The 19,721-nt window shown below is 62.5% G+C and carries 16 protein-coding genes; all 16 read right to left on the bottom strand.

Going from position 1 to position 19,721, the window contains the following annotated elements; translation table 11 throughout:
• Nucleotides 1-48 precede the first annotated feature (48 nt).
• On the bottom strand, nt 49-3,945 hold the full coding sequence (locus VZC39_RS01695; protein ID WP_434665225.1) for a YhdP family protein: 3,897 nt from the start codon (nt 3,943-3,945) through the stop codon (nt 49-51).
• A complete protein-coding gene (gene rng, locus VZC39_RS01690; RefSeq protein WP_349920713.1) occupies nt 3,946-5,415 on the bottom strand; it encodes a ribonuclease G in 1,470 nt (489 codons plus the stop codon).
• 92 nt (nt 5,416-5,507) lie between these two features.
• The gene (locus VZC39_RS01685) at nt 5,508-6,095 is read right to left on the bottom strand and encodes a Maf family protein (RefSeq protein WP_434665221.1); all 588 of its coding nucleotides are present in this window, start codon (nt 6,093-6,095) and stop codon (nt 5,508-5,510) included.
• A 52-nt stretch (nt 6,096-6,147) separates the two neighbouring features.
• The gene (gene mreD, locus VZC39_RS01680) at nt 6,148-6,633 is read right to left on the bottom strand and encodes a rod shape-determining protein MreD (RefSeq protein WP_332503961.1); all 486 of its coding nucleotides are present in this window, start codon (nt 6,631-6,633) and stop codon (nt 6,148-6,150) included.
• Nucleotides 6,633-7,541, bottom strand: coding sequence for a rod shape-determining protein MreC (gene mreC / locus VZC39_RS01675; RefSeq protein WP_349920711.1), 909 nt, complete (start codon nt 7,539-7,541; stop codon nt 6,633-6,635). The genes mreD and mreC overlap by 1 nt, the downstream gene beginning before the upstream one ends.
• A 41-nt stretch (nt 7,542-7,582) precedes the next feature.
• Nucleotides 7,583-8,623 (bottom strand): rod shape-determining protein, encoded by a 1,041-nt coding sequence (locus VZC39_RS01670; protein ID WP_005308111.1) that lies wholly within the window; start codon nt 8,621-8,623, stop codon nt 7,583-7,585.
• Nucleotides 8,624-8,839: 216 nt separating this feature from the next.
• The gene (locus VZC39_RS01665) at nt 8,840-12,625 is read right to left on the bottom strand and encodes a DUF6701 domain-containing protein (protein ID WP_434665215.1); all 3,786 of its coding nucleotides are present in this window, start codon (nt 12,623-12,625) and stop codon (nt 8,840-8,842) included.
• Nucleotides 12,622-13,035, bottom strand: coding sequence for an MSHA biogenesis protein MshP (locus VZC39_RS01660; protein ID WP_434476187.1), 414 nt, complete (start codon nt 13,033-13,035; stop codon nt 12,622-12,624). Before VZC39_RS01660 ends, VZC39_RS01665 begins: the two co-directional genes overlap by 4 nt.
• 37 nt (nt 13,036-13,072) lie before the next feature.
• A complete protein-coding gene (locus VZC39_RS01655) occupies nt 13,073-13,852 on the bottom strand; it encodes a PilW family protein (protein ID WP_434665212.1) in 780 nt (259 codons plus the stop codon).
• Nucleotides 13,852-14,469: a type IV pilus modification PilV family protein gene (locus VZC39_RS01650; RefSeq protein ID WP_434665210.1), complete on the bottom strand. Its 618-nt coding sequence runs from the start codon at nt 14,467-14,469 to the stop codon at nt 13,852-13,854. Before VZC39_RS01650 ends, VZC39_RS01655 begins: the two co-directional genes overlap by 1 nt.
• On the bottom strand, nt 14,456-14,938 hold the full coding sequence (locus VZC39_RS01645) for a pilus assembly FimT family protein (protein WP_434665208.1): 483 nt from the start codon (nt 14,936-14,938) through the stop codon (nt 14,456-14,458). The genes VZC39_RS01650 and VZC39_RS01645 overlap by 14 nt, the downstream gene beginning before the upstream one ends.
• A gap of 65 nt (nt 14,939-15,003) precedes the next feature.
• Nucleotides 15,004-15,462, bottom strand: coding sequence for a prepilin-type N-terminal cleavage/methylation domain-containing protein (locus VZC39_RS01640; protein WP_349920705.1), 459 nt, complete (start codon nt 15,460-15,462; stop codon nt 15,004-15,006).
• A gap of 18 nt (nt 15,463-15,480) precedes the next feature.
• Nucleotides 15,481-16,140: a type II secretion system protein gene (locus VZC39_RS01635; protein ID WP_349920704.1), complete on the bottom strand. Its 660-nt coding sequence runs from the start codon at nt 16,138-16,140 to the stop codon at nt 15,481-15,483.
• A gap of 74 nt (nt 16,141-16,214) precedes the next feature.
• Nucleotides 16,215-16,676 carry a hypothetical protein gene (locus tag VZC39_RS01630; protein WP_434665204.1) on the bottom strand — a complete coding sequence of 154 codons (462 nt, stop codon included), beginning with the start codon at nt 16,674-16,676 and terminating at the stop codon, nt 16,215-16,217.
• Between the two features lie 77 nt (nt 16,677-16,753).
• A complete protein-coding gene (locus VZC39_RS01625) occupies nt 16,754-17,977 on the bottom strand; it encodes a type II secretion system F family protein (RefSeq protein ID WP_434665202.1) in 1,224 nt (407 codons plus the stop codon).
• Nucleotides 17,978-17,980: 3 nt separating this feature from the next.
• A complete protein-coding gene (mshE, locus tag VZC39_RS01620) occupies nt 17,981-19,693 on the bottom strand; it encodes an MSHA fimbrial ATPase MshE (protein WP_434665200.1) in 1,713 nt (570 codons plus the stop codon).
• Between the last annotated feature and the right edge of the window lie 28 nt (nt 19,694-19,721).

The raw sequence follows: 19,721 nt of genomic DNA, 5'->3' as shown, positions 1-19,721 counted from the left end.
TGGGGGCTTGGCGAAAGGGAAATACATGCTCGGCCCTTGAGACGTTGCTCAACGTTGACCCGAGCCCTGGTGCTTGGGATTGAGCAGGAAGGGGGTCACCTCTTGTGCTGGCAGACTGGGGGCCACCGCATCCACCGCCTCTTTCTGCTGCTGGTTGAGCTTGATGCGGGCGCGATCCCGCCCCGCCTCGATGAGTTTGGGATCGTCCAGCGGGCCCGAAACCCGAAAATCGATGCGGGTCACCACATCCACCACGGGCTCCAGCAGCTTGGAGAGCGCCAGCACATAGAGTCCGGTGATGGGGGTCAGGGAGAAGGCCGCCACCACCGGCAAGGTACCGCCGAGGTTGGGGGAGAAGCTCAGTTCGTAATCGAGGCGCCAGCGCACCAGGTCGGCAATGCCCTCCCCGCGCAGGTTGCCCGCCGCCCCCTTCATGTAGAAGTCCTTGTTCTCGGCCACCCCCTGCTTGATCCGGGCCGAGGCGGACATGGACTCAAAATAGAAGCCCTTGTCGAACACATCACGAAAATCGAGGCGCAGCTTGCGCATCAGCGAGTCCAGACTGAGCAGGGAGAGCAGACGCGCTCCCTTGTCGTTGACCTCCCGCAATGTGCCTCCTTCCAGCTGATAGTCCGCCGTACCGGCCAGAGTCGGCAGGTTCAGGCGATAGGGCACATCCTGCCAGTTCAGATCCAGCGCCAGCTTGCCCGGGGCGTCGCCGATGGGGGAGGTAAAGCCGAGGCGCTTGAGCAGCAGTTCGCTGTTCTGGGTGCTGATCCTGGCGCTGGCCCGTGTCTGCATCTGACCGGATTGTGACAGCCACTGCGCATTGCCCTTGAGGATGCTGCCGGCGAGCTTCATCTCCAGTCCCTTGAGCGACAGGCTGTTGGTGCCGGGGACCAGCTCCCCTTTGAGTTCCCCGAGGGGCAGTTTGCCGAAACGACAATCCACGCAGCTGAAGCTGAGCCAGGGGATGGCATCCATGATGGCCTGATCCTGGCGGGGATCGGCCTTGGGGCTGAGGTCCGACCCCTTGCCGGACCAGTAGATGCGGGCAAACTTGGCATCGATGGGCTGCTTGTCGGTGACCGGCACCCGCACTACCCCCATCACGTCCGGGCTGTCGATCATCACCTCGGTGGCCTGGCTGACCGGCCCCACGGTGAAATGCACCGCCTTGAGGTTGGCACTGCCGATGTCGGCGCGGGCCAGCTGACCATCCACCCACCACTCTTCCGGCAGGAAAGAGGGGCCGATCACGGCGTTGCCGTCCGGGCCCTGCTCTGGCAGCCACTGATGGAGTCGCGCCAACCAGCCGGCCACGTCAGCCTGCTGCTGGTTGATGGCAAGCAGCATGGGCTTGTCTTGCAGCACCCTGGCCCCTGGCTGGCCGACATCCACCCGAACCCGGCTCAGGTAAGGGGCCCCCTCGCCGTACACCAGGCGGCTTTGCATGTCCACGTCAGCCCCCAGCACGCCGCGGATATCAGCGCTGCCGTCCCGTCCTCGTACCGAGACCTTGAGCGGCAACCGGCTGTCGGCGGCCTTGGTCAGCGGAGACGGCAGATCCAGCCCCATGCCCTGCAGGTTGGAGTCCAATGCCAGCTGGAAGCTGAACGGCTTGTCATGGGGCAACGTCAGCCCCAGGGTGCCGCTCCAGTTACTGCGGCCCTTGAGCAGATCGAGGGCCGGAATATCCCGGCGCTGCCGGCTGCTGTCCCAGACCCCCTTGAGTTTGAGGTCGACCTGATAGTGGTTTGGCAGTTGCTTGCCCTGATAGTCCAGGGTCAGCGGCTGGTTCCAGAGGCTGGCCTTGAGATTGCTGAAACGGGTGTGTTCGTTGTCATACTCGAGCTTGCCCTCGACCCCCTCCAGCGGCATGTCCAGGGTGGCAATCCTGACCTTGTTGTTGTGGAAGCTGGCATCCCCGCTGGCCTTCACCTCCCCCTCGCCATCGAGGGGAATATCCAGCTTGACGGTTCCCTTCATGGGCCCACGGATCTCTATCTCCCGCAAGGCCTGTCCGACCGAATCCTTCAGTGGGGAGTCTTGCAGATAATCACTGATGGCCTTGCCCTCGCCCGCCACCTTGGCATCCACGTAGAGATGGGCGCCGGGGGAGAGATCCGGGATCCAGGCATGGACCGAGTCCGAGCTCGCCTTGCCGAGGCGTGTGGAGCGGCTGTTCATGTCCAGCCCCGCATTCTGGAACAGTAGGTCGATCTGCAGATCGGTGAGGGGTTGCCAACCGGGGAAGAACTCGTAGGTGGCCTTCTCGAGCGGCACCGCCACCTGGAAGATCCCCTGACCCTTGTCATAGGGGAAATCCCTGAACTCCCCGTACCAGAGCAGGTCAGCACTCTTTGCCTGCCCCCCCTTGATGGCGCCGCTCAGGTAGTCCACCAAACCGTCGCTCATCACCGCCAGGGGGTAGTAGCGATCCGCATGGGCCGCCGTCTTGACGTCGATGCGACCGGTAAGGGCGAGGAAGGGATGCTCGAACAACTCGAGCCGGAAGCGGCTGGCCAGATGCAGATCCGGGTTGTCCAGCACGATATCCTGACCATAGAGGACCCAGCCCTGTGGCGCCTGCCACCAGTCGAGTCGAGCCCCCAGACTGTCTACCGGAATGGGTTCCTTGAAGTGGCGGGCGGGATCCACCACACCCTTGCCGAGGGTCAGGCGAGTGCTGCCTCCCGTCGGCGTCAGCCAGAACTCGCCGTTCAAGTCCTGCAGACCCGGAACATCCTGCCAGGCCTGGGTACCCAGCCCGACGAGGCGCCCGCTGAGAGAGAGTCCCTGCCAATCCCCGCCCGCCTGCAGCAGCAGCTCCTGCAACTGGCCGGTGGGCTGGGTACGCTTGAGGGTCTCGGTCAGCTTGGGGTAGAGGCCGGAGACCAGCTGGCTCAGACTCGCCACCTGGTTGAGATCGATGGCAGGCACATAGCCCTGGATGCGATCCTTTACCCGCTCGAGCTGCAGCCGGCTGTGCAGCCAGGTCGTACCGTCGAGCTTGAAGATGACATCGTGACTGGCGAGCTGCCAGCCCTCCCCCTCGCGACGCAGCTGGATCTTGCCCCCGCGCAGCTCGAGGCGATGGAGAGCCCCCTTGCGCTCGTCCCGCCAGATGAGGTGATTGTCACCAAACGCCAGCAGGGAGTTGCCCAGCTGACCACCGGCAAATTCGCTCCAGAGCTGGAAGTCGAGCTGGCCGGCCACCTTGGGCGCATCGGCGTGGATCTTGGCCAGCATGGGGCTGATGTCGAGCTCGCTGGCCCCCAGGTAGAGCTGTCCCTTCAATCTGTCGAGGCGCACCTCGGGGGCATCCACATCCAGGATGAGATCGATGGTGCTCTCGCCGATGCCGTTGATGAGGTAGGCCTTGCCCACCCCCTGATGGCGCTTGCCCCGGTTCTGCCAACGGAGCTGGGCGATGTTGAGGGCTCGTACTTCTCCCAGCGCAGTGGTGATGCTGAGGCGAGTGTCGTGGATGTCGAAGGTGGAGAGCTGGGTCAGCAGGAAGCGCAGCAGCGCCTCCTGCTGGTCCGGGTTCTTGTCGCTACTTGGCGTCGTCGGCCGGGTCAGATCCAGCGCCATGTCGCCATCGCTCAGCATCAGCTGGCCAAAGACGGGTTTCCATTCGTTGAGGGAGCGCCAGAAGTCGAGGTGGGCCCAGACCTTGCCAAGGCGAACGGAGAAGCGGCCGGTGTCCGGGGAGATGGCGAGCCCTTGCAGCTCGATGGCGGGCCCGCGCTGGGTCCAGTCCAGGCCGACATGCTCGACGCTGATGTCGAGCTGGCTGTTGCCGATCAGGGTCGCAATGAGTGCCTGTCTGTGCTGGTTGAGCAAGGGGCCGCCAAGACGCACCACACTGACCAGGATGGCCAGCAGCACGAAGAAGACCCCGAGGGCTAACCAGCCCCGACTCAACCAGCGATAGACCAATTACATCATCACCACATCGAATTGTTCCTGCCCACAGAGCGGTTCACTCACCACCCTGACCTGTTTGCCGATGAAGACTTCCAGCTCGGCCAGACTGTGGGACTCCTCCCCTCGCAGGTAATCCGCCACGGACGGCGCCGCATAGACGGTGAACTGATCCGCATCGTAGGCGCGGTTGACGCGGATGATCTCCCGCAGGATCTCGAAGCAGACCGACTCCACCGTCTTGACCCGACCACGCCCCTTGCACTCGGGACACTCGGAGCAGAGCACATGCTCCAGGCTCTCGCGGGTGCGCTTGCGGGTCATCTCCACCAGGCCAAGCTGGGAGAAGCCATTGACGTTAGTCTTGGCCCTGTCTTTGGCGAGCGCCAGTTCCAGGCTGTGCAGTACCCGGCGGCGGTGATCCTCGGACTGCATGTCGATGAAATCGATGATGATGATGCCGCCGAGATTGCGCAGCCGCAGGTGGCGGGCGATGGCGGCCGTCGCCTCGACGTTGGTGTTGAAGATGGTCTCTTCCAGATTACGATGGCCGACGAAGGCGCCGGTGTTGATGTCCACCGTGGTCATGGCTTCGGTCTGGTCGATGATGAGGTAGCCACCGGATTTCAGCTCCACCTTGCGCTCCAGCGCACGCTGGATCTCGTTCTCCACGTCGTAGAGATCGAAGATGGGGGAGTCACCGAGGTAATACTCCAGCTTGCCGGCCAGCTCCGGCACATACTCCTCGGTGAAGCGCTTGAGCTGATCGAAGCTCTGGCGCGAATCGACCCGGATCTTGTCGAGCTCGGTACCGACGAAGTCACGCACCACCCGAAACGCCAGGCTGGGATCTTCGTAGAGGATCTTGCAGGGGGGATACTTCTGTTTGCGCTCCAGGATCTTGCGCCACAGGCGCTTCAAGAAGGCGGCGTCCTGCTCCAGCTCCTGCTCCCCCACCCCTTCGGCGGCGGTGCGGATGATGTAGCCACCGAGATCGTCCACATAGCCGGCCACGGTGCGCTTCAACCGCTCACGCTCCGCTTCCGACTCGATGCGCTGAGAGACGCCGACGTGAGCACTGCCCGGCATGAAGACGAGATAACGGGACGGCAGGGTAATGTCGGTCGTGAGGCGGGCACCCTTGGTGCCCAGGGGATCTTTGACCACCTGCACCATGATGTCCTGTCCCTGGCGCACCAGTTCGGCGATGTTGCCGGCCTGGAACTGCTCCTTCTCCTTGATCGCCACGCACTCGGTGTGGGGCACGATATCGGAGGCATGCAAGAAGGCGGCCTTGTCCATGCCGATGTCGACGAAGGCGGCCTGCATGCCGGGCAGCACCCGGCTGATCTTGCCCTTGTAGATGTTGCCCACGATGCCGCGCTTGGCCTGGCGCTCCACATGCACTTCCTGCAGCAGGCCGTTCTCGACCAGGGCAACCCGGGTCTCCGAGGGGGTGACGTTCACCAGCAGTTCTACTGACATAAGTTACCTTGCCTTTCTAGTTTTGAATTCTGGCTGGCCATCTGGCACATGAATGCACGCAAGTGGTAACGCAGCAGGCGTCGCTGGACGGGTTATCGACCCTGTTCGAGCTGCTGGCGGATCAGCAGATCCGTCTCCAGCAGGGGCAGGCCGACCACGGCGCTGTAGCTCCCCTCGATCCGGCTGACAAACTTGCCGGCGATGCCCTGAATGGCGTAAGCGCCGGCCTTGTCGCAGGGCTCACCGGTGCGCCAATAGGCCTCGATCTCGGCCTCATCCAGCTTGCGAAACGCCACATTGGTGGTGACCAGCCGCACGTCGCAGCGCTCCGGGGTGGCCAGCGCCACCGCCGTCATCACCTGATGGACCCGGCCGGAGAGTGCCTCCAGCATGTCTTTCGCATCGAGCAGATCGGACGGCTTCTCAAGCACCCGCTCCCCCAGCACCACTATGGTGTCGGCGCCCAGCACGGGCAGCGCCGTCGGTGCCGCCGCCACACCGGCCATCGCCTTGTCACGGGCCAGACGGCAGACGTAGTCCTGGGGTTTCTCACCCTCGCCACGCTGCTCGGGCACATCCAGCCTGAGCACCTCGAAACGGTAGCCCAGCTGGGTCAGCAGTTCGTGCCGGCGGGGGGAACCCGAGGCGAGATAGAGTTGCAGTTCGTTGTGCTTGTTCATATTCACTTAGATGAGATGAGGTACGGTTACAATTTATTGTTTTTGCTCACATTCACTTGATATTGAAGTGACGGCGCACCTTGCGCAAGACCATAAAGATCCAGGGCCATATTAGCATCGTCGTCAACGTCGACCAAAAATAGGCGAAGTTGAGGCTGGCGCGGCTGAACAGGTGTTCGGCCCAGAACACGGTGATCTTCCCCACCAGGGAGAGCAGACCGATGATCAGCGCCTGTTGCCAGAGGGAGAAGTTGCGGATCTTCTGGAACTGGAAGGCCGCCAGATAGGTGGTGATGGCCATGGCCATGGCGCGCACCCCGAGCGTGCTGCCAAGCAGCACATCCAGCAGCAGACCGGCTACCCAGGCGGTGCCGACGTTGGTTCTGTGGGGCAACGCCAGCGCCCAGTAGATGAGCACCATGGCGAGCCAATCCGGCCGGAAGGGCTCGAACTGAAAAGGAAGCGGCAGGATGGAGAGGCACAGGGCCAGCAGGATCGAGACCCAGATCCAGATCCTGCCGCTGGCAGGTTGCAGCATCAGCGGGTCGCCCCCGCCGCCGAAGTGGCCGATGCGGCAGACGCTGCCGCGGGTGCATCCAGCGCCTCGTTGTCACGGACTTCCGGCTTCTTGTCGGTCCACAGCAGCAGCAGATAACGCAGCCTGTCCAGTGCCACCAGCGGCTTGGCCTCGATCTGGGCGAAGGGTTTGCCCTCCACATAGTCGGATCGGGTCACGGTCGCCACCGGATAGCCTTCCGGGAAACGGCCGCCGAGGCCCGAGGTGACCAGCAGATCCCCCACCTGCACGTCGGTGTTGCGCGGCAGATTGCGCAGCTCCAGCTTGTCCAGCTCACCACTGCCGGAGGCGATGGCGCGCAGGTCATTGCGCAGCACCCGCACCGGGATACCGTGGCTGGAGTCGGTGATAAGCAGCACCCGGCTGGTGGTGGAACCCACGTGCAGCACCTGGCCGACCACCCCCTGATCGTTGATCACCGGCTGGCCGTTGTAGACGCCATCCAGCGCCCCCTTGTTGATCAGCACCTGATGGCTGAAGGGGTCGGAATCCACCGACAGCAGCTCGGCCACCATCTTGCGGGACTCCTTGTGAACCGGCGAACCCAGCAATTCACGCAGGCGCTGGTTCTCGTGCTCCAGCTGATCCAGCTTGAGCAGACGGGAACGCAGGGTAAACAGCTGTTGCTCCTGCAGCTTGGTCTGTTCGATCAGGCTGGAGCGGGTCTGCACCTGGGTCGACATGGTGTCGAGCAGGGTACCCGGCGCGTTGGCAATGTATTGCAGCGGACTGACGAGGGAGCTCAGATAGACGCGGACGTGCGTGAACACACCGAAGCGGGAATCCGCGACGATGGCAGCAACCGAGATGATGACGGCGAGAAACAACCGTAACTGAAGCGAAGGGCCTCTACCAAAGATGGGTTTCATGAGTCGTCAAAAAAGAGCCGGCGCTCGGCCGGCTTTGGGTCTTATTCGTAGTGGAACAGATCGCCACCGTGCATATCGATCAGCTCCAGCGCCTTGCCACCGCCACGGGCGACACAGGTGAGCGGATCCTCAGCCACGACGACCGGGATGCCGGTCTCTTCCATCAGCAGACGGTCGATATCTTTGAGCAGGGCGCCACCACCGGTCAGCACCATGCCGCGCTCGGAGATGTCGGAGGCCAGCTCGGGCGGGGACTGCTCCAGCGCCACCATGACGGCGGAGACGATACCGGACAGCGGCTCTTGCAGCGCTTCCAGGATCTCGTTGGAGTTCAGGGTGAAGCTGCGCGGCACCCCTTCTGCCAGGTTGCGACCACGCACTTCGATCTCGCGCACCTCTTCGCCCGGATAGGCGGAGCCGATCTCGTGCTTGATGCGCTCGGCGGTGGCTTCCCCGATCAGGCTGCCATAGTTGCGGCGCACGTAGCTGATGATGGCTTCGTCGAACTTGTCGCCGCCGATACGGACGGACTGGGAGTAAACCACACCGTTCAGGGAGATGATGGCCACTTCGGTGGTACCACCACCGATGTCCACCACCATGGAACCGGTCGCTTCGGAGACCGGCAGGCCGGCACCGATGGCGGCGGCCATGGGCTCGTCGATCAGGTACACCTCGCGGGCGCCGGCACCCAGTGCAGACTCCTTGATGGCACGACGCTCAACCTGGGTGGAACCGCAGGGAACGCATACCAGCACACGGGGGCTCGGACGGAAATAGTTGTTGTCGTGAACCTGTTTGATGAAGTGCTGCAGCATCTTCTCGGTCACGTAGAAATCGGCGATGACGCCGTCTTTCATCGGACGGATGGCGGAGATGTTGCCTGGGGTACGACCCAGCATCTGCTTGGCGGCATGACCGACAGCAGCGACCGATTTGGCGTTCCCGCGCTCTTGGCGAATGGCGACAACTGAGGGTTCGTTAAGGACGATCCCTTGATCTTTTACGTAGATCAGGGTGTTGGCAGTTCCCAAGTCGATCGACAGATCGTTGGAAAAGACGCCTCTGAGCTTTTTGAACATGGCTACGGGAAATCCTAAGAATTTGGAGGTGCAGAAAACCGGCTAACTTTACCAATGCCCACCCCAATCGGCAAGCGCTCAAACTGTCGCCAATCAATCAGGCGCGACAAAAATGCGAGTCATCACTCACCCGCACAGGCCGACAAAGACTAAGAAACAAGGAGATAAGTCGTCACTCAATATCAAACAGCCTCATTCCCCGTCAGACCCATCCTATCAGGGCATCACTTCGCGGCGATAAATAATCCGATCATTGCCCCGATCCCGACCAAAAATCGCCTCCCCCTGCAGATGGCCCGTCGTGGCGGGATCCGCCAACCAGACGGGTTGGGATGGCTGTTGCTCCAGCACGATCCGATAGGGAATGCGCACCGCCTGATTGGGCGGCGCGAAGTGGAACCGGGTCTCGCCTGCGTCGAAACCGACCTGAGTGCCACCCGGTGCCACATTGCCGAGACCAAGGCGAATGTGGGTACCGTCTTTGAGGATCAGATCCCCCGTCGCGGCGTCATAGCGTTGATCCGCATCGGTGAAGACGATGCCACCACCCGCCAGAGAGATCTGGGTGCAGATATCTTGCGAATTGGCGCGCCACAGGCCCCCTTCGAAATACTGCACCTGCAAGGGCAGCGCCAGCGGGGCGCTGTCGACCCCCTGACGGGTGCTGGCCAGCAGACGGCCGTAGTAGGCGATCATGGTATCGCCCGATCCCTTCGGGATGGAGAGCTGCCTGGCGGTGCAGTTCACCCCGCTCTGGCAAGTGCCGCTGACGGACGGATTCATGTCGCGGTTGGCGAGGAAGCTGGTCTCGCTGGCCTCACCATCCCCTACCTTGAGCCCCAGCCGCAGCAGCCGCAGTGGCTCCTCCGGCGCGGTCAGGCTCGGAGAGAGTTCACGCAGGCGCACGAAACGGCTCTGGCCATCGAAGCGGCTCTGCCCGCTCACCCAGTTTTGGCTCAGGGGATCCAGCCGGTTGGATCTGTCGACCCCATCTCGGTTGTTGGAGGCCACCAGGGAAACCACCCCCTTGGCGAAGGCATCCCGGTAGTTCTGGGTCACCCCTCCTTCCTTGTTGCGCGCCTGTACCGTCGTCTGCACCCCAAACGGCTGGCTCATATAGCTAAAGCCGCCGCAGGCCGGGGTGACAGTGCCGCTCACCATGTTGAAGTCCCAGGGCACGAAGCGCCCCATCGGCACGCTACTGGCGGCGGGGATGGTGTAGCCAAAGTAACCTGAGATCGGTGGCGTTGCAGTCATCCGGAAAACCCCAACCTCGTTCACCGACTGGGTGACGGTGTTGAGGTTGTTACTGCCTTTCGCGTTGGAATGGTCATAACTCAGCTTGCTGACCGCCGCCTCGACACCGGACTTGGGGGCCACCAGCTGGCTGCCGAGGGCAATATTGGCCAAGGCGAAGTTCGGGGTCGTCAAGTTGCCGCTGCAGAAATCGGTATCGTTATCGGCCTGCCAGGCCACGGCTGCTATGGTCAGCGAGAACTCTTCCCCCGTCTTCCTGAACACAGGGCAGCTGGCATTCCCCGCCGTGCAGGCCCCCTGGGTAGGAGTGATGCAGAGCCCGGCCGGGCGGCTGACAAAGAGACCCGAGCCCGTCATCACCAAACCTGCGGTATCCCCGCTGCCATCATGGCGGGCATTGAGCCGCATCTGGCCCGCATCCGGGTAATTCACCGTCAGCGTGGTCTCACCCTTGGCATCGAAGCTCAAATTGCTGGTCACCGCCACCCCCTGCGAGGTGGCAATGGCGCTGCCGTTGACCGTTACCTTGCTGCCGAAGAGGTTGTTCGCCGGGCTGACATAGTCGCTCCAGAAGCTGATCGGCTTGCTCACGCTGGCGAAACTCGGCACACACTGCTGGGTCACGTTGTCCTTCCGGACCGCCTTCATCACCACCCGTTGGGGCTTGTTGGCAATGGTGTCCAGCGCATCGGTATCCGGCACATCGGTAGGCACATCGAACAGGAAGCCACTCTCGGCAAAGCTGAGGGTACAGGCAGCGGTGCTCAGGGCCCCGCTGCCCGACCGGCAGAGGGTAGTGCTGAGCGGTTTGGTGGAGGGCGTCGAGCCACTCACCCCCACCGTCATGGCGTTCGCCAGATTGTTGCGAAGCTGCAAGGTGGTGGTGCCGCCGCTGAAAGTCACGGTAGCTGTGTTGCCGCTATAGCTCACCTGGTTGCTGGCCACCCAGCCGTTGCTGCCATTTTTAAGCGGCGTCAACGTGGCGCTGACCTGCTCAGTGACCAGCTGGCTACAACTGGCGTTGGCACAGGCGCGTATGGTCAGGGTTTCCGGGTTGCAGGTCAGGGCATTGCCGCTGTGCTCGAACTCGAAGTGATCGATCTGGTTCCCCACCGGACTGGAGTTGAGGGCGCAGACCTGGAAGTTGTCTATCTGGTGTGCGTTGGTCGCGGCACCGGTAGATCCCGTCATGGAGAGCAGGAAGTTCTCCGGGATCGCCGCCTGACCGCTTTGGCTGAGCGCATTGAAACTGTCGATCAGGGTGCTGTAACCACTGCCGGTGTTGCGTTCAACCTTGACCATAGACTGACCACTGGTGCGGGAATCCACGGTCAGACGGTAACGATGGGGGCGGTTGCCGTCCGAGCCGCTGTCTACGGTCGGCGAGAGGCAGTTGCCATTGGTGCTGGCACTGCCGTTGTTGCAGGTACCCCTGAGGTAGTTGTAACCGCTGGTGCCCGAGCCCGAGCCCCGCACTGCCACGGACTGTTTGCGCCGTCCCTTGTTGGTCGCCCCGCCTTCGCCGGAGAAGTTGCCATACTCATCTATCCCCACCCCGAGCCAGCCGCCGGCGAAGCCGTTGTTGCCCGCCGTGAAGCCATAGCCCAGCGGCCCGCCCGCGGCCCCTGGCTGGGGCGTTATCTTGGCATCGGACAGCACCACCGCCATGCCATCCGCTCCGTTGCCGCCATAGGCGTAGTGGTCAAACTCAATGGTCACCAGGTTGTTGGCGGCGGGAAAGAGTCGCTGATAGGTCGTCGACGTGGCCTGGTAGGTACTGGCCTGGGTCATGCCGAGGCGACCATTGACGATGGAGGGCGTGAAGTTGCCGCTGCTGCGAGCCACGACCCAGTTGTTGCTGAGAGAACTGGCGGAGAAGTCGTCGTTGAAGCAGGCGAGCAGAGGCTCCCCGCCGTCATAGATAACCTTGCTGTTCCCCTTCAGATTGACGTTCTTGGCACTCAGCTGGCCACGCAAGACCACCTGATTCTCGAAGGTGGCATCCCCTTCCGCATAGTAGGTGCCTGCCAGCTGGTCACTACCGGTGAGCGTGATGTTGCCGACTACATAGGCCTTGAAACCGGAACCTGTCTGCAGTTGCGAGTCGTTGTGAGCTGCGATGTTGCCCTTGACATAAAATGAGGTCGTCCCGCTGCCGACCAGCTTGATGAGGCTGCCCCCGGTCAGGGTCAGACCCCCTTCGATGATATAGGTCTTGCCTGCGGTCAACGTCATGACGCCGCCGTTTTGCATGGTCAGGCTCTTGATGACATAGGTGCTGTAACTGTCCGAGAAGCTGACGTTGCCAGCCCCGCTAGAACCGGTTGAACCGTCGATCATCAGGCTGCCCAGGTCCCAGCGACTGCTGCTGGCGGCCTTGCCGTAATTGGGGGTTGTTCCCAGTACGACGGTGGGGGTGGTCCAGTTGGCAACCGTATAGCTGGCGGAATCCGTCGTCCCCGGAAAGGTGGGCCGGGTCTGCTTCAAGCTGGCCACACCGGTGATCTGACACTTGCCTGCCCCACAGGCCTGCGTGCTCATCTCATTGTCGTAACCGGTGACCTGCCTGAAGCAGACCTCCAGGCCATTGTAATTCTCCACCCGGGCACCGGACTGCATGTAAAGGGTGCCCGCCGAATCGTGACTCTGGATGGGGCCAGGGAAGATGCTGTTGCAGTCCAGTGCAGCCTGGGCAGGCAAACCAACCAACAACAAGACAAGGGCAGTACAGAGGCGACGGATCATGGGTTCACTCCATCGAAGGCTTGTGCCACCAGAGTACGGCTGACGGCAAAGTCCGGATTCGGGCCGCTGTTGGTTCCCGGGTCGCCGCAGCGCCCCTCGCTGCTGAAGTCATAGGCGGTCTGGGTGGTGCCAGCGGCACTCACCGACACCTTGCTGCAGGTGACGATGGCCTGGCAGCCCGTCAGTCCCGCATCGGTGAAACTGAGACTGGTGCTGGCGGCGCATTGCTGCCCTTGCCACTTGCCGTTGGGATAGAGTCGATAGAGGGCAATTTCCAGCCCACTCTGTGCCGCCATCAGGGCCCGCACTCCGCGCACCTCCGCAGTGTGCTTCTCAGCGCTGTCCACCAGGAAGCGGCCCATGGCCGCCGCCAGCAGGGCCATGATGACGATGACAAAGAGCGCGATCATGATGGCGCTGCCTCGCTGATGCCTGACAGAGGCAAGTTTAAGGGACATTGAGCACCTCCAGCTTGTGGTTGAAGCTGACGCTCTCGCCGCGCTGCTCAAACACAATCCCGAGCCCCACTTCGCTCTGATTGAAGGAGGCGGGATCCCGATAGAAGTAGCTGGTCGGTCGGATATGCTCGGCCATCAGGGCCGGGGTGCTCCAGAGGGCGCCAGTGCCGATGGCGGCGCTGGCCCGGGTCAGGGTCGTGCCCACCACGCAATAACGTACCTGCTGGTTGGCAAAATAGATGCGCTGGCCCGGGGAATCCTTGGTAACAGCGGCCGCCAGGGTCAGCGACAAGGCCCCGGAGGCAGGGCTCCCCACGGCAGTCACCCTGGCAGTGCAACGCCCCTGCACACAACCAACATCCAGCGTATTGGTGTTGCCAATCGTGGCATCAGGCAGTGGATAGATGATGGCCAGGTCATTTTTGGCAGGTAATTTAGCTGGTACGACAATGTTGAGGGCCGTGATCGCCGCCGGCCCCAGATAGCGACTGGTGGTAGCGATGGGCCAGAAGCGCAGGCAAGGCCCCTGCTCCTTCAAGCCGCCAGCGGCGTCCTCCACGCGCACAGAGCCGGGCACCGCATCGCGCAGCTCGCGGTTGAGCCGCTCCATGGCGAAGCGGGCATCACTCATCAGTTGCTCGCGGCTGCTGGCATCCCCGTAAATCTGGGTACCGATGCCAATAAACTGGCTGGTGAAGGTCGCCATGACCCCGAGCAGCAGGATCACCATCACCAGCTCCACTAGAGTGAAACCCCGCACCGCCCGCATCAGTAGTTCCCCCGATAGAGGGTAAAGGCCAGTTCGCTGCGATCCGGCAAGCGTACCCACAGCTCGACGCGCTTGCCGGTGAAGCAGGGGCCGCTGCAAGTGGGCAAGTCATTCTTGGTCAAGTCTGCCCCGCTCACCCGGATCCGGACCCCGAACTGGCGATACTCGCTCGCATCCAGACCAGCACCACTCCTGGCGCCGAAGAAATTGGCCGGCACCCAGCCGCCATCGCAGCTGGCCAGCCCCTTGGCGCAGATGGCGCTGGTCTGGTAGTCATCCACGTCGTTGAACTGGTAGGGACGCGTCTCGCCACTGTCCGGGCCATAGCTGGCGCTGTCGGTGCAGGCCGGGTAGGCCACCGCCGGGCTTCCGGCCGTCTCACCGCAGCGAAAACGCCCGCCGTTGTGATCGGAATGCTCATCGAAGGACTTCTCCAGCACCTCGCTGAGGAGTCGCTGGGCCAGCTGGGCGGCCCGCACCTGCTGCACTGGATCCACCGCCTGGGGGGCCTGGTTGACAAGCAGCCCCAGGATGCCGGTGAGCGCCACCGCCAGCAGCACGATACCGACGATAAACTCGATCAGGGTGAAGCCGCGGCGGGTATTAGGGAAGGGCATGAATATAGCCTTCGGGCTCGATACGCAGACGGGCACTCTCCCCACCATCGCTCACCATCAGGTTACAACCGCTGATGCAGGCTGACGGGGATAGGGGGCGACCGCTGCGCTTGTCGAAAGAAAAGCTGCCCTGAGGCAGGGAGATACTGCCGGAGGCCTTGACCACTCGCCCCCGGACCTGCTCATTCTGCCCCCAGCCCGAGATGGCCTTGGGGGTACAGTTACCAAGCTGGGTCAGATGGCCGAAGTGCTTCGCTTCGACTACCAGCTGGGTGCAACGCGTCGGCCCTTCCTGCATGTTCATGGTCTGCACCAGCCGCAGCCGGGCCACCAGTTCATCGCGCAGGGTATGGGTTTCAAAGCCGCCTTTGCCCAGCCATTTGGGCACGGCAAAGGCGGCCAGAATCCCGAGTAACAGGATCACTATCACCAGTTCTATCAGGGTAAAACCGTCGTCCTGTTCCATCATGATGAACAACCCTAGAAAGAAGTAGAGAGAGGACAACCTCTCTCTACTTTGCTTATTGGTTTGGCTTATTTACAGGCGGTAACTTCAGAGGTCGGCTGAGAACCAGAGGCTGCTTGGGTATAGGTGACGAAGCAGTCAGTCGCTGTAGCGGCTGAAATACCTGCCGGGAAAATCTTGATGCTGCTGGACGCAGGAGTACCAAAGCTCCAATCGTTAGAGCTCAGTTGCAGCACATTTTCCAAGTCTGCCTGAGTAGCCTTCGGGTAACCGTAGGCAATTCCTACATTGACACCATTACCGATATCCAGCGTATCGGAATCATTAGTGTCCTTGCCCGCAATCACGGCTTTGCTATACACCATGGCACCGGCAGAATTCAGAGAACCCTCGACCCCTTTCAGAGTGGAAGTACGCGCATCATCCTGCAGATTCAGGAACTTGGGTGCGGCGGTGACCGCCAGAATGCCCAGAATGATGATGACGATCACCAGTTCGATCAGGGTAAAACCCGCTTGCTTCTTCATTGCATTTTCCTCGGTTAATCAATTGATATTGGTAATGACCTGGCCGGAGGCCGGGCGATAACTGAAACTCATGAACTCACTCGTGCTCCCTTGCGGGTCTTGATAGCGTCCATCACTGCCTTTGCTCAGGCTGTTGACCAGATAGTAACGGCAAACCGAATCCAGTCCGTTGCTGCTCACCGTTGCATAAAACTTCAGGTCATTGCCGCTACCGCGCACTTCATCGAAGCTGGCAGTCGCCTTGGGAGGATTTTGCAGCAATCCCTCCCAAATATAGAGACAGCGCTGGGCCGTCAGATTGGCCGGATTTACATCGGCATTGCCGCTCGCAGACGTGTCCATAGGATACCCCGGGGAGAGCTCACCGTTATTGACCTGAGTGTCGGTTGGCGTCGTTAAATAGAAACGCGACCCGTCGTAGAGTACGGTATTGAGACCGTCCTGCTTGGCGCGCCCTTCCGCTTCCCACTGGGCGCGCACCAGCGACACCCCGGTCGCGAAACCGCCGGATACCCCCTCCACGCTGGCCTTCTTCGCCTCGTCGGTGACGTCGAGGAAACGGGGCAATGCGGTGACCGCCAGGATCCCCAGGATCACGATGACGATCACCAGTTCGATCAGGGAAAAACCCGCCATCTGGCCGGGTCCGCGGCCGGATATCACTCTTGTTGCTGCCATGCTGCCTCCGTCATTGTCCGCATTATTTCATGCGGTTAGAAAAAAATCATGTCACAGGTTAAGTGTCATCTGGCTCAGGGCAGCAGTTGCACCCGCCCATCCCCGAACCGGTAGTGCAGCCGTTGGGTTTCCCAGCCGTATTCACAGCCTCTCCCATCCCGGCTGACCAGGGCTTCCAGCGGCGGCAGGTTCTGCCCCCCATCACCGATCAGGGTCAACCACAGCTGACGACAATCATCAGATGGGGATTGCAGCGGCAATACCCCGAGGGGCCAGCCCCGCTCATCGAACTGCCAGGCGACCCCCTCGGCATGCAACACTTCGGGTCGTCGCTCATCGAGCCAGCGCCCGTGCAGACGCTGGACTCGCTCGGCAAATTGCTCCCCCAGCAGCGTCACGCTCACCGCCAGCGCCTGTTCCCTGTGGCTGCGATAGCTCATGGCCAGGGTGGCGATGATGACCAACAGCAGGATCACGGCGGTCAGCCGCCGATATCCTCCCAGCCAGCGCTCATCCTGTTCGGACTGTCTGCTCATCCTTGTCTCTCCGACATGGGACTGTTAAAGCTCAATCTCCCTACGCAGGGAATCACTAAATGGCGTTATCAGGTGGCTCATGATTGGCCGCGCACCGCCCGCATCATGTCCCACATGGGCGTAAAGATACCGAGCGCCAGCACCAGCACCATGACGGCGACGATGCCGATCAGGATGGGTTCGATGCGGGCGGTGAGGCTCTTGAGGTCGTAGTCCACCTCCCGCTCGTAGTATTCCGCCGCCTCGTGCAGCAGATCGTCCACCTGGCCCGTCTCCTCCCCCACCGCGATCATCTGCATCACCAATGGGGTAAACAGGCCGCTGCCACCGGCGGTGCGCAGCAGGCTCTCCCCCCGCTCGATCCCGGCACGCATGTCGCGGATCCGGTCCGCCATCCAGGCGTTGTCCACCGCATCCGCCACCAGGGTCAGCGCCTGGTTCAGCGGCACCCCGGCCTTGAGCATCATGGAGAAGCTGCGGGCGAAGCGCGCCAGCAGGGAGCGTTCTATGATGGTGCCGACGATGGGCAGGCGCAGCTGCCATCTGTGCCAGGTCAGCTTGCCCCGGGTCGTGGCGACCCAGCGCCGCCAGCCGATGACGGCGCCCGCCAGGATGGCGAGCAGCAGCCACCAGTAATGAACGAAGAAGTGGGAGGTGGCGAGCAGGATCCGGGTTGCCAGCGGCAGCTCCACCCCGAACTTGGCAAACATGCCGGCGAACACCGGGATCACCATGATGTTGAGGATCACCATGGCGATGGCGATGGCGGCCATCACGAAGCTGGGATAGCGCATGGCGGTCTTGATCCGCTTGCGGGTCTCCAGCTCCAGATCGAAATAGTTGGCGAGCTGCAGGAAGGCCTCTTCCAGCTGACCCGTGTTCTCCCCCACGTGGATGATGGAGACAAACAGGCTGCTGAACACCTTGGGATGGGATTGCATGGCGCTCGACAGGGGGCGTCCGTTGCCGAGATCTTCCCCCAGCGCGTGCAACGCCCGCTTCAGCGGCTTGCTGTGGGTGCTCTCCTCCAGCCCGGCGATGGCCCGCAGTATGGGGATGCCGGCCCGGGTCAGGGCGTACATCTGGCGGCTGAACACCACCAGCTCTTCGAGCTTGACGCTGCCTTCCAGCAGCAGGGACCAGTCGATGCTGGCGGATTTCGCCCTGCCGGGTTTGAGCTCGGTCGGCATCACGCCACGGCGCATCAGCTGCTCGGCAGCCGCCATCTCGCTCGCCGCCTCCAGGCTGCCGCTGACGGCATTGCCCTGACTGTCGCGTCCCTTGTAGTTGAAGCTGCTCATGGCTTAGCCCAGATCCTCCGCGAGCCTGAGCACCTCGTCCACCGAGGTGATCCCCTCGCGGGCGTAGTCCAGTGCCGTCAGGGCCAGGGGCCGGTAGTGTTCGTGTTCGCGCGCCGCCCGGGCGAAGCCCTCCGCATCGTTGCGGCGCAGGGCATCCATCATGGGTTGATCCAGCTCCAGCAACTCGTAGACGCCGATCCGGCCGGAATAACCGGTGAAGTTGCAACTCTGGCAGCCACGCCCCTTGTGATAGACATGCTGGCCCGGCGCCTCGCCGGAGAGCACGGAGAGCCAGGTGGCCTGCCCCTCGTCCGGCGCGCTCACCTCGACGCAGTGCTCGCACACCCGCCGCACCAGACGCTGGGCTACCACGGCCCGCAGCGCACTCGCCACCAGATAGCCGGGGGCTCCCATGTCGATGAGGCGCAGGGCACTGGTCACCGCGTCGTTGGTGTGCAGGGTGGTCAGCACCAGGTGACCGGTTATGGCACCGCGCAGACCGATCTCCACCGTCTCGTTGTCCCGCATCTCCCCCACCAGCAGGATGTCCGGATCCTGGCGCAGGGTGGAGCGCAGCACCTGGGAGAAGGTGAGGCCGATCTTGGCGTTGACCTGCACCTGGTTGATGCGTGGCAACCGGTATTCCACCGGGTCTTCCACCGTGATGATCTTGTGGCTGGCCTGATTGAGTTCGGAGAGGGCGCCATACAGGGTGGTGGTCTTGCCGCTCCCCGTGGGGCCCGTCACCAGGATCATGCCGTGGGGGCGTTTGAGCTGACGCCGGAAGCGGGTCAGGATCGCCGGCGGCATGCCGGTATCCGCCAGCGACAAGATGCCGGAGGATTGATCCAGCAGACGCATCACCACGGATTCCCCGTACTGCACCGGCATGGTCGACATCCGCACGTCCACGTCGCGCCCGCGCACCTTCATGTTGAAGCGGCCATCCTGGGGCAGCCGTTTCTCGGAGATGTCGAGCCCGGCTACCAGCTTGAGGCGCAGCACCAGCGCCTGGGCGATGCGCACCTCGTTCAGCACGTTCTCGTGCAAGATGCCGTCGATCCGCTGGCGGATGCGCAGCACCTTCTCGTCCGGCTCGATATGGATGTCCGATGCCCCGACCTGCACCGCGTCCTCGAACAAGGAGCGCAAAAGCTTGGCCACCGTCGCCTCCCCCTCGTCGGCCCCGCCGTTGAGGTTGCTGGCCCCGAGCTCGAAGCCGGTATCCTGATGCTCCTCGTGCAGCTGCACCGCGAAGTTTTCAATCTCCCGGGTGCGCCGATAGAGGCGGTCGAAATACTCCAGCAGCTGGCCTTCCCGCGCCACCGCCAGCACCAGTTCCCGCGGGCTCAGCAGGGCGGCGATGGCGTCGAGAGCGCTGAGGTCGGCGGGATCCGACATGGCCACCGTCACCTTGTCATCGCTCTGGTTCACCGCCAGCGCCCGGTAGCGACGGGCCTGCACCTCGGGCAACAGGGCCACGGCGGCCGCGTCTATGGTGAGATTGTTGAGGTCGAAGAAGGGCACATCCAGCTGGCGGGCGAGGAATTGCAGCAACTGCACCTCGCTGATGAAGCCAAGATCGATGAGGGTGGTCCCCAGCTTGCGGCCGGTCTGCCGCTGCTGCTGCAGGGCGAGCTGGAGCTGGTCATCGGAGATGATCTGCTCTTGCACCAGCAGGTCGCCGAGCCGCATTTTCAGTCTGGGTTGTGCCATGGCTACTCCGAAAAAGTGAACACTGCCC

Origin of the sequence: Aeromonas sp. NJAU223 (assembly GCF_051125555.1) — a bacterium.
Classification (GTDB): Bacteria; Pseudomonadota; Gammaproteobacteria; order Enterobacterales; family Aeromonadaceae; genus Aeromonas; species Aeromonas veronii_G.
Note: the sequence above shows the minus strand (reverse complement) of the source record. Positions and strands in the feature narration are given on the sequence as shown.